The sequence below is a fragment of the Spirulina sp. LEGE 11439 genome (assembly GCF_059821285.1).
On sequence record NZ_JCAMRX010000031.1, the window covers coordinates 61,879 to 70,531 of the forward strand.

At 43.9% G+C, this 8,653-nt stretch carries 13 protein-coding genes, 1 tRNA gene, 1 pseudogene and 1 other annotated feature; of the genes and pseudogenes, 12 read left to right on the forward strand and 3 right to left on the reverse strand.

What is annotated here, in order from left to right; translation table 11 throughout:
- Positions 1-52: 52 nt before the first annotated feature.
- Complete coding sequence (tsaB, locus tag AC6RV6_RS19210) at positions 53-694, forward strand: tRNA (adenosine(37)-N6)-threonylcarbamoyltransferase complex dimerization subunit type 1 TsaB (RefSeq protein ID WP_500242504.1); 642 nt, start codon at positions 53-55, stop codon at positions 692-694.
- Positions 695-736: 42 nt separating this feature from the next.
- Here tsaB and AC6RV6_RS19215 read toward each other — a convergent pair whose 3' ends face one another.
- From AC6RV6_RS19215 to AC6RV6_RS19225, 3 genes are all read right to left on the reverse strand, one after another.
- A complete protein-coding gene (locus AC6RV6_RS19215) occupies positions 737-1,384 on the reverse strand; it encodes a response regulator transcription factor (RefSeq protein WP_500242491.1) in 648 nt (215 codons plus the stop codon).
- 58 nt (positions 1,385-1,442) lie between these two features.
- Positions 1,443-1,880, reverse strand: a complete 438-nt coding sequence (locus AC6RV6_RS19220; protein WP_500242492.1) for a (2Fe-2S) ferredoxin domain-containing protein — start codon at positions 1,878-1,880, stop codon at positions 1,443-1,445.
- Between the two features lie 151 nt (positions 1,881-2,031).
- Positions 2,032-2,655, reverse strand: coding sequence for a class I SAM-dependent methyltransferase (locus tag AC6RV6_RS19225; RefSeq protein ID WP_500242493.1), 624 nt, complete (start codon positions 2,653-2,655; stop codon positions 2,032-2,034).
- Positions 2,656-3,579: 924 nt separating this feature from the next.
- Here AC6RV6_RS19225 and rplS point away from each other — a divergent pair.
- The 11 genes and pseudogenes from rplS to AC6RV6_RS19280 all read left to right on the forward strand — a co-directional run.
- Positions 3,580-3,945 (forward strand): 50S ribosomal protein L19, encoded by a 366-nt coding sequence (rplS, locus tag AC6RV6_RS19230; RefSeq protein WP_500242494.1) that lies wholly within the window; start codon positions 3,580-3,582, stop codon positions 3,943-3,945.
- Between the two features lie 110 nt (positions 3,946-4,055).
- Positions 4,056-4,128: transfer RNA gene (locus AC6RV6_RS19235), tRNA-Trp, on the forward strand.
- A 274-nt stretch (positions 4,129-4,402) separates the two neighbouring features.
- Positions 4,403-4,603: pseudogene (secE, locus tag AC6RV6_RS19240) on the forward strand (preprotein translocase subunit SecE); the annotation flags it as partial.
- Complete coding sequence (gene nusG / locus AC6RV6_RS19245) at positions 4,603-5,259, forward strand: transcription termination/antitermination protein NusG (RefSeq protein ID WP_500242495.1); 657 nt, start codon at positions 4,603-4,605, stop codon at positions 5,257-5,259. The pseudogene secE and the gene nusG, both read left to right, overlap by 1 nt.
- 1 nt (position 5,260) lies before the next feature.
- The gene (gene rplK, locus AC6RV6_RS19250; RefSeq protein WP_500242496.1) at positions 5,261-5,686 is read left to right on the forward strand and encodes a 50S ribosomal protein L11; all 426 of its coding nucleotides are present in this window, start codon (positions 5,261-5,263) and stop codon (positions 5,684-5,686) included.
- 92 nt (positions 5,687-5,778) lie between these two features.
- A complete protein-coding gene (rplA, locus tag AC6RV6_RS19255) occupies positions 5,779-6,492 on the forward strand; it encodes a 50S ribosomal protein L1 (RefSeq protein ID WP_500242497.1) in 714 nt (237 codons plus the stop codon).
- A gap of 48 nt (positions 6,493-6,540) precedes the next feature.
- Positions 6,541-6,713: a sequence feature (ribosomal protein L10 leader region), on the forward strand.
- A 32-nt stretch (positions 6,714-6,745) separates the two neighbouring features.
- The gene (gene rplJ, locus AC6RV6_RS19260; protein ID WP_500242498.1) at positions 6,746-7,312 is read left to right on the forward strand and encodes a 50S ribosomal protein L10; all 567 of its coding nucleotides are present in this window, start codon (positions 6,746-6,748) and stop codon (positions 7,310-7,312) included.
- Positions 7,313-7,395: 83 nt separating this feature from the next.
- Positions 7,396-7,797, forward strand: a complete 402-nt coding sequence (gene rplL / locus AC6RV6_RS19265; RefSeq protein ID WP_500242499.1) for a 50S ribosomal protein L7/L12 — start codon at positions 7,396-7,398, stop codon at positions 7,795-7,797.
- 93 nt (positions 7,798-7,890) lie between these two features.
- Positions 7,891-8,085 (forward strand): KTSC domain-containing protein, encoded by a 195-nt coding sequence (locus tag AC6RV6_RS19270; RefSeq protein WP_500242505.1) that lies wholly within the window; start codon positions 7,891-7,893, stop codon positions 8,083-8,085.
- 70 nt (positions 8,086-8,155) lie between these two features.
- Positions 8,156-8,434 (forward strand): hypothetical protein, encoded by a 279-nt coding sequence (locus AC6RV6_RS19275; protein ID WP_500242500.1) that lies wholly within the window; start codon positions 8,156-8,158, stop codon positions 8,432-8,434.
- On the forward strand, positions 8,431-8,653 hold a 223-nt coding region (locus tag AC6RV6_RS19280), incomplete at its 3' end, for a type II toxin-antitoxin system VapC family toxin (protein WP_500242501.1). The genes AC6RV6_RS19275 and AC6RV6_RS19280, both read left to right, overlap by 4 nt.

The following is an 8,653-nucleotide window of genomic DNA, read 5'->3' on the forward strand; positions in this document are numbered from 1 at the left end:
TTGTTAGTTATTGGTTATTCGTTATTCTCTGTTCATTATTCTTGACGCTTTGATGCCTTTCAATTCTCCTCAAACCTACGCTCTCGCCTTGCATACCAGCAGTTCCCAACTCGGGCTGGCGATGGATAATTTTGCGGGGGACTCTCGCGATCGCGTTTGGAACGTGGGACGGGAGTTATCGACCCATTTACATTCTTATCTCGCAGACTTTATCCAACCTCAAACATGGAAAAATTTGGCTTTTTTAACTGTGGCCAAAGGACCGGGCAGTTTTACCAGTACGCGTATTGGGTTAGTAACGGCGAGAACTCTTGCCCAACAACTCGATCTCCCATTATTTGCCATTTCTTCTCTGGCTGGGTTTGCTTGGTCGCAAAAGGAGTCTTTTTCGGCAGGCGATCGCATTGCTGTTGAATATCCTGCCAAACGCGACGCAATTTTTGGAGCAGTGTATCGGGTCGCCTCAAATCAAAACGGTCTCGAGACTATTTTGCCCGATACTGTCATGACACCGGAACAATGGCAAGAAAAACTTCAAGATTTAGAAAAACCTTCAAGCATCCTGCCCGTTCCGCCAGAGTTGGGAGAAACCGTCAGCAGTATTTTAGAATTGGCCGCGATCGCATGGCAACAAGGCGATCGCCCCCATTGGTCTCAAGCACTTCCTTTCTACGGACAACACCCAATTCAGTGAACAGCGAACAGTGAAGGACTGATACTGATAACTGATAACTGTTCAGGCTTGATTGCTTTCCATTGCCCATCGTGCCAATTCAGTGCGATTTTTGAGTTGGGTTTTGTGCAGCATATTGGAAACATGACTCTCAACAGTTCGCTGACTGACGTTAAGCTGGTCGGCAATATCTTTATTTTTCATGCCTTGAGCCACTAATTGAACAACATTCATTTCGCGATCGGTCAGTTCGACTCCTTCGGGAACGTGTATGGCGATCGCCATATCTCCTCTTTTATCCGAGCTATCTCGGAGGCGTTCGACTTGAGAGAGAGATGATTTTACCTGAGCCACCAATTCTTCCGGCTCAAAAGGTTTGACCATGTAAACATCAGCCCCTTTACTCAAGCCTTTGACGCGATCGGAACTTTGTCCTTTGGCAGAGAGAAAGAGGAAAGGAATCCAATTCAGCTTAGGATTATCTTTTATTTTTTCCACGAACGTATAACCGTCCATTTCTGGCATCATGACATCGCAGACGATCATATCGGGAACTTGTGTTTCCAGAATTTCTAGGGCTTCACGACCATTTTCGGCGGCAATGACTTCATATCCTTTCCATTCAAGATAGTCCTTAACTAAAAGAATTAAATTCGGATCGTCATCTACGAGTAATAACTTTTTGGTCTCTTTTTGGGAGGTGTCTTTCATGGTCTGATTCTTCTCCTATCGCCACAAATTCAGCAAGCTGTATTCTTTTTAATCTATATTATCTCTCAAGAATTGGTGTTTCCCCCGAATCTTCAGAAGGTTTAACTGTTGGATTTACAGAGAGGGGATGTTGACAAAAAATATACTCTTCGACGGGGCGATCGCTGATTAAATGCTCCTGAATAATGCGTTCGACCACTTCTGGGGTGACATTGCGATACCAGATACCATCGGGATAAACCAGTAAAATCGGTCCTTCGCTGCAAACTCGCAGGCAATTCGTTTTCGTGCGGAAAATACAGGTTTCGCGATCGCCTCCCGGTTCGTCTAGTCCCAATTCCCGCAAGCGTTGCTTGAGATAATTCCACGATTCCAAGCCAACTTCTTTGGGGCAGCATTTTGGCTTAGTCTGATCCGCACAAAGGAACAGATGTCGTTGAATTTTTTCCAGTCCGAGATTTTCTACGCAGGATTCTAGTTTATTTGTATCAGACATTTTGGCGAATGAAGAGATTAATCAGAAGCCGCGTTTAACCGCTTCCTCATTATTGCAATGTCGAGCATCCGAGTGCATCCATGAGTTAGACAGCACAGGGATAACTAAAGCATTACATGCTGTAAGTCCAATCGCTCGTTGTTTCAAAAGGCTATCTGCTCTTTTGAGCAACAACCAACATTGACTTTGCAAGCTGCGGTATTCGGCCAATACGAATTATACGATGAACATTCAATCTTGCTTCGGATAATAATTGTGTAATTGTCTGTGGTGACCAGAACTTGATATGGCCATGATCCCACAGCGCAGTATAGTGAGCATCCATTTTTCCAGTAACAGCCAAGGCAAGGTTTTTTATATAACCGTGATAAGGTGTAGAAATTAGTGCATAACCACCGGGAGTCAACAGATCGGAAACACATCGAGCGTACTTACGAGGTGCATAAACATGTTCAACAACCTCTAAGCTAATTAATAGTGGGAAAGAACTAAAAATTTCATGAAGTGGATCGTATGCAGATCCGACCTTCAAGGTAAGTTCAGGGAAGGCATGATTCGCTTCTGCAATTCCAGTCTCAGAAGGGTCAACCCCAGTAACTTGATATCCCTGGGATGTAAGCCAGTTGGCAACCGAGCCATTACCGCAGCCGAGGTCAAATGCTTTCCTCGGTAATATCTCGATTTCTTGAAGAACTTCTCTTATTGTGGGCAACAGATATTCATGTGCACAGCTGCATACTGTATGTGTGTATCGATAGCCAGAAATATCAGACATGATGAAATATCGAGTGAGAGCTATACATTATAATAGTGGAATCTAACGCCTAGCTCACCGCGCGAGCATAGCAAGTCCAGTGCAGCTATTTGTTAGGCGAACTCTGATTAGAAAAAACATCAGTTTTTTGAAATTACAAAATTGTTGTACAATGAGCATCGCTATCAACTTACATATAGTGTACCAACAATAAGGCAGGCAATATAATTATGGAGTGAGCTAGAATTTTATTAGTAGCAGCACTACCTTTTCTTGGGCTAAGTATTTGTTATACGTTTGGTTTTTCTGTAAATCCTCTTTTTGAGGCACCAAACTTACCATCAGGACCCAAACACACGAATTACCACGCTTTTCGTGGTGGGTCCCTTAGTGTTGGCGTTGTTGTGGCTCTTGTTTACATGACCTTTTTTATTTCTCCTCAAGACATGCACAGCCAAACATGGAATATAGCTCTTATTGTGACAATATTTTACTTCCTCGGTTGGTGGTTGCCTGGTCCTTTATTGCGATTAGGTACCCTTTCTAGGATAGCTCTTATCAATCATATTGCAGCAACCACCTTGACCTTGTTAAGTCTTACATTGTCAAGGTCACAATTTTATAGCTAATAGCTGAATGCGAACGGCTATGTGGTTAAGAATTCCTTCAGACCCACATCAATCCCACATCGATCCCGATAGCCATTTTAATGCAGTCAAACAGACATAATAACCATCTGCTTTTTTAACAATTGATGCGGTTTTCAATTCAAAACCTTCAGGAATTGGGAAAATACACCATCTTAGAAATAATTCGGGTAGCAAAGAGGAATTATGGATGGGACAGCTATTTTAAATGCCCTTCGCGAGTATTTTTCTCAACCCTTTCCCAAAACCGATCCTTCCACGGTATGATAGAAGACTGTGAGTTTTTGGGCTAAAGGCTATGAAAGCGGAAGAAATTATTCGCTCGATTGAGAGTGAATATATCAAGGACAACTTACCCACAATTCACGTGGGGGATTTGATTCGCGTTGGCGTTAAAATCCAAGAAGGCGGCAAAGAACGGGTACAACCCTATGAAGGGACGGTCATTGCCAAGCGCAATGGCGGCATTAGCGAAACCATCACCGTGCGGAAAATTTTTCAAGGGGTTGGTGTCGAACGGGTTTTCTTGATTCATTCCCCTAGAGTCACGAATATTAAAATCCTGCGACGGGGTAAAGTCCGACGCGCTAAATTATATTATTTGCGCGATCGCATTGGTAAAGCCACCCGCATCAAACAACGTTTCGATCGCTCCCTCGACTAATTGGGGAAGAATTTTGGGAAAAAGACTGGCGCAGACTCCCCATTTTACGTTATACTGAACTAATGAATTCTTCTCGTTAGCCGAAAAATGCTAATATTGAAGATTGTCAAGCGCTCTTAGTTCAGTTGGTAGAACGCAGGTCTCCAAAACCTGATGTCGGGGGTTCAAGTCCTCCAGGGCGCGTTAACCACATAAAGCGCAGATTCTCTTCCCGATTGATATTTCCTATTTTTTCTGGTCAGTTTGTTAGACTGGTAGAAAAATTCGTTACGCGAACTGTGGACAAAATCAGTGGAGAAAATCAACTGTGGCCAAGAAAAAACCGTCGAAAAAGGACACCGGCAACAAAAAAAATAGACCGCAAAATAGCGCTCAAAAGACCAATCAAAATCCATCTGGCGATCGCAAAAATGTAAAAGACACTCCTTCTCTCGAGAAGGGCAAAGAATCCTCAACAGAACCCAAAAAAACGAATGGAGGATTTAACGCCGTTAAATTTTTCCAAGAATCAAAAGAGGAATTATCTAAAGTTGTCTGGCCGTCACGGCAACAATTAATTAGCGAATCGGCGGCTGTCGTCTTAATGGTAACGTTGGTTGCGACTACAATTTATTTTGTTGATAATTTATTTGTTTGGTTAAGTGGCAAGGTGTTCTAATGAATGTGACGCGAGACAATCTCGAAGACACAAATCTCGAAGATGCAAATGAAGACTTTCAACCCGCCGAGGTAGAAAGTTTTGCGACCGCAAAAAATGCCCGTTGGTATGCCGTTCAAGTGGCTTCAGGTTGTGAAAAGCGGGTGAAAACCAACTTAGAACAACGAATCCATACTTTAGATGTGGCCGATCGCATCTTGCAAATTCAAATTCCCCAAACGCCAACCGTTAAAGTTCGTAAAGATGGCTCGCGAATTCATGGGGAAGAAAAAGTTTTTCCGGGCTATGTTCTCGTCAAAATGATTTTAGATGACGAAGCATGGCGTGCCGTCAAAAATACACCAAATGTGATTAATTTTGTCGGGGCAGAAAAACAGCGTCCTTACGGAAGAGGACGAGGACACGTTAAACCCGTTCCCCTCAGTCCTTCAGAAGTCGAACGCATTTTCAGACAGACGCAAGAACAAGAACCCGTTGTCAAAATTGATATGGCAGTGGGTGATAAAATAATGGTTCTGTCAGGTCCGTTTAAAGACTTTGAAGGGGAAGTCATTGAAGTTAGTCCAGAACGGAGCAAACTCAAAGCACTTCTCTCAATTTTTGGACGGGATACTCCTGTAGAATTGGAATTCACTCAGGTCGAAAAACAAAGCTAAAATGGCAAAAAAAGTAGTTGCATTGGTTAAATTGGCACTTCCCGCCGGAAAAGCTGCCGCGACTCCACCCGTGGGTCCCGCTTTGGGTCAACATGGGGTCAATATTATGGCATTTTGTAAAGAATATAATGCCAAAACTGCGGATAAGGCTGGGATGATCATTCCGGTTGAAATCTCTGTTTATGAAGACCGCAGTTTTACCTTTATTCTCAAAACGCCTCCAGCTTCGGTTTTGATTAAAAAAGAAGCTGGCATTGAAAAAGGTGCGAGTCAACCCAACAAGGAAAATGTCGGTTCTATTACTCGCGAACAACTGCAAAAAATTGCGGAAATTAAAATGCCCGATCTCAATGCCAATGATGTTGAGGCAGCCATGAAAATTGTGGCGGGAACGGCGAAAAATATGGGGGTCAGTATTACTGATTAATCTGCCCAAATTTTGCCGCTTCAATCCCAAATTATCATCAAAATTATATTGGGGAGAGGCGATCGCTTCGTGAGAACCCAAGGAGTTAAACCATGACAAACAAGATGTCTCGTCGCTTGAAAGCAGCGATCGCGAAAGTCGAAGACAAAGTTTACGAACCGTTAGCAGCGATGGCGCTGTTAAAAGAAACCGCAACAGCTAAGTTTGATGAAACTGCCGAGGCACACATCCGTTTGGGGATCGACCCTAAATATACGGATCAGCAATTGCGGACGACAGTGAGTTTCCCCAAAGGCACCGGACAAACCGTCCGGGTTGCCGTCATTGCGCGGGGGGAAAAAGTAACGGAAGCAACGGAAGCCGGTGCCGATATCGCCGGATCTGAGGAGTTGATCGAAGAAATCCAAAAAGGAATGATGGATTTTGATAAACTCATCGCCACGCCGGATATGATGCGCGAGGTGGCTAAATTAGGACGAATGTTAGGACCCAGAGGCTTGATGCCTTCCCCGAAAGCCGGAACCGTGACCACGGATTTAGGGGGAGCGATCGCGGAATTTAAAGCAGGAAAAATTGAATTTCGCGCCGATCGCACGGGGATCGTTCATGTTATGTTTGGCAAGGCATCATTTGCCCCCGAGGATTTGTTAGCGAATTTGAAAACCTTACAGGAAACAATCGATCGCCATCGTCCTTCCGGTGCAAAGGGGCGTTACTGGCGCAGTATTTTCGTTTCTGCTTCGATGGGACCTTCCATTCAAGTAGACATTAATGGCCTGCGAGATTTAAAATTAGATGCTGCTTGATGCTAGAGTAGGTCATGCCTACCCGAAATTGAGAGAAATTTACCAAAAAACTTCATCAAACGCAAACCCGAGACAGCAGGAGCTACAAGGCTTAATTGATGTCCTGCCGAGGCCAGCTACATGATGGGAAGGAAAACCAAGAAGAATCAGCATTTTTCTTAATTCTTGCCCGCATTTAGACCCCGACCTCGGCAGTAGAGGCGGGGTTTAATTTTGAAGTTTGCTTTTGCAAGAACAAAGGAGGTGAGACTGAATGGGGAGAACCCGAGCGAATAAAGAAACTGTCATTGCCGATATCAAAGGGCTTTTAAGCGAGTCGCAATTGGCCGTCGTCGTTGATTTCCAAGGGTTAACCGTTGCCGAAATTACCGACTTACGCGATCGCTTGCGTCCGACAGGAGCCGTGTGCAAGGTGACGAAAAACACCTTAATGCGGATCGCGGTAGAGGAAAACGAGGAATGGAAACCGATGACAGAGTTTCTGTCCGGTACCAATGCGTTTTTACTCGTCAAAGACGATATCGGCGGTGCCGTCCGCGCCTACCAAGACTTTAAAAAAGCCGCCAAAAAAAGCGAATTTCGCGGCGGTGTCATGCAGGGACGCGCTCTGAATGAAGAACAAGTCAAGGCGATCGCGGATCTGCCATCGAAGGAAGAACTCATGGCTCAAATTGCCGGAGCCCTCAATTCTATTCCGACCAAATTGGCGCGGAGTATCAACGAGGTGCCGTCTTCTTTGGCACGAGGTATCAACGAGGTACCGTCTTCTTTGGGTCGCGCCGTGCAAGCGGTGTCTCAAAAAGAAGGAGATGCGGCTTAAGCCAATTCTGCTCAGAAAAAAGTCCGTCGGCAAAACGGACTCAAAACTTAACAAATTAATCTTCATTACTAAGGAGTTTACCCATGTCTGCTGCAACTGATGAAATTCTCGAAAAGCTGAAATCTTTGACCTTACTCGAAGCCTCGGAATTGGTCAAAGGCATTGAAGAAGCCTTTGGCGTAAGTGCTGCGGCTCCTGCTGGCGGTATGATGATGGCCGCCGTCCCCGGTGCGGGTGGTGGTGCTGCGGCTGCTGAAGAAGTTGAAGAGCAAACCGAATTCGATGTCATTCTCACAGAATTCCCCGGCGATAAGAAAATTGCTGTTCTTAAGGTGGTTCGCGCGATTACAGGTTTGGGTCTCAAGGAAGCCAAAGAGGTTGTAGAATCCGTTCCCAAGGCTCTCAAAGAAGGCGTTTCCAAAGATGATGCGGAAGCCATCAAGAAACAGTTGGAAGAAACTGGCGCAAAAGTTGAAATCAAGTAACTTTTGTTTGTTTTTAATCGCTGTATAAGCGCTTAAAGTGGGGATGGCGTTGAATACCATCCCCATTTTTTAAAGGACAGTTAGACAATGGATATGATTTCAGTTAGTTCATCGGCGATACGTTCTTTGGGTTACGATCCAGTGACTCAACAAATTCGTATCAGATTTAAGAATAGTAGCATCTATACTTTTTGTAGAGTGCCACAACATATTTTTGAAAATTTTCTTTCAGCCAGTTCAAAAGGAAGATATTACACTCGCTACATTCGAGGTTGTTATCATTGTTAAAGAGCAAGGCGCGTGATATTTTGTTACCATATAATTTCTCTATTGTCCTGAAGGAGTTAAAATAATTCCTATGATTTCATCCAAAGCATTAGAACTGGAAAATTCTATTCAAGTTTTATCTTTAGAGGAGAAACTTTGGTTATTAGAAAAAATTGTCGGACAAGTTCGACAATTAACAACGGATACAAACATTCAACTGGAAGAAATTCAGTGCGATCGCGAAGCTCGTCCGATTTGGGAAATTGCAGTAGAGATCGGCGCAAAAATTCCGGAGTCTGAATGGGAAAAAGTACCGAGCGATCTGGCGAAAAATTTTGATTTCTATCAAAAAGTTGGAGAGGAAGATTGAAAAGAGTTTTTGCAGATACGGGTTATTGGGTGGCTTTGCTCAACCCTCGTGACCAATTACATCAAAAAGCAGTCAACCTATCAAGATCCCTCGGTTCATTCTCTATTGTTACCAGTGAAATGGTTCTAGCAGAAGTATTGAATGATTTTTCTAAGAGAGGAAAATGGGAGCAGGTCAGTTTTGTAAGAACAAATATATTGAAAAGCTACAAAGCATTAT

Bases quoted from the DNA above. Each gene is read 5' to 3' on its own strand.
- tsaB (WP_500242504.1), top strand. From the start codon at position 53: ATGCCTTTCAATTCTCCTCAAACCTACGCTCTCGCCTTGCATACCAGC.
- AC6RV6_RS19215 (WP_500242491.1), bottom strand. From the start codon at position 1,384: ATGAAAGACACCTCCCAAAAAGAGACCAAAAAGTTATTACTCGTAGAT.
- AC6RV6_RS19220 (WP_500242492.1), bottom strand. From the start codon at position 1,880: ATGTCTGATACAAATAAACTAGAATCCTGCGTAGAAAATCTCGGACTG.
- AC6RV6_RS19225 (WP_500242493.1), bottom strand. From the start codon at position 2,655: ATGTCTGATATTTCTGGCTATCGATACACACATACAGTATGCAGCTGT.
- rplS (WP_500242494.1), top strand. From the start codon at position 3,580: ATGAAAGCGGAAGAAATTATTCGCTCGATTGAGAGTGAATATATCAAG.
- nusG (WP_500242495.1), top strand. From the start codon at position 4,603: ATGAATGTGACGCGAGACAATCTCGAAGACACAAATCTCGAAGATGCA.
- rplK (WP_500242496.1), top strand. From the start codon at position 5,261: ATGGCAAAAAAAGTAGTTGCATTGGTTAAATTGGCACTTCCCGCCGGA.
- rplA (WP_500242497.1), top strand. From the start codon at position 5,779: ATGACAAACAAGATGTCTCGTCGCTTGAAAGCAGCGATCGCGAAAGTC.
- rplJ (WP_500242498.1), top strand. From the start codon at position 6,746: ATGGGGAGAACCCGAGCGAATAAAGAAACTGTCATTGCCGATATCAAA.
- rplL (WP_500242499.1), top strand. From the start codon at position 7,396: ATGTCTGCTGCAACTGATGAAATTCTCGAAAAGCTGAAATCTTTGACC.
- AC6RV6_RS19270 (WP_500242505.1), top strand. From the start codon at position 7,891: ATGATTTCAGTTAGTTCATCGGCGATACGTTCTTTGGGTTACGATCCA.
- AC6RV6_RS19275 (WP_500242500.1), top strand. From the start codon at position 8,156: ATGATTTCATCCAAAGCATTAGAACTGGAAAATTCTATTCAAGTTTTA.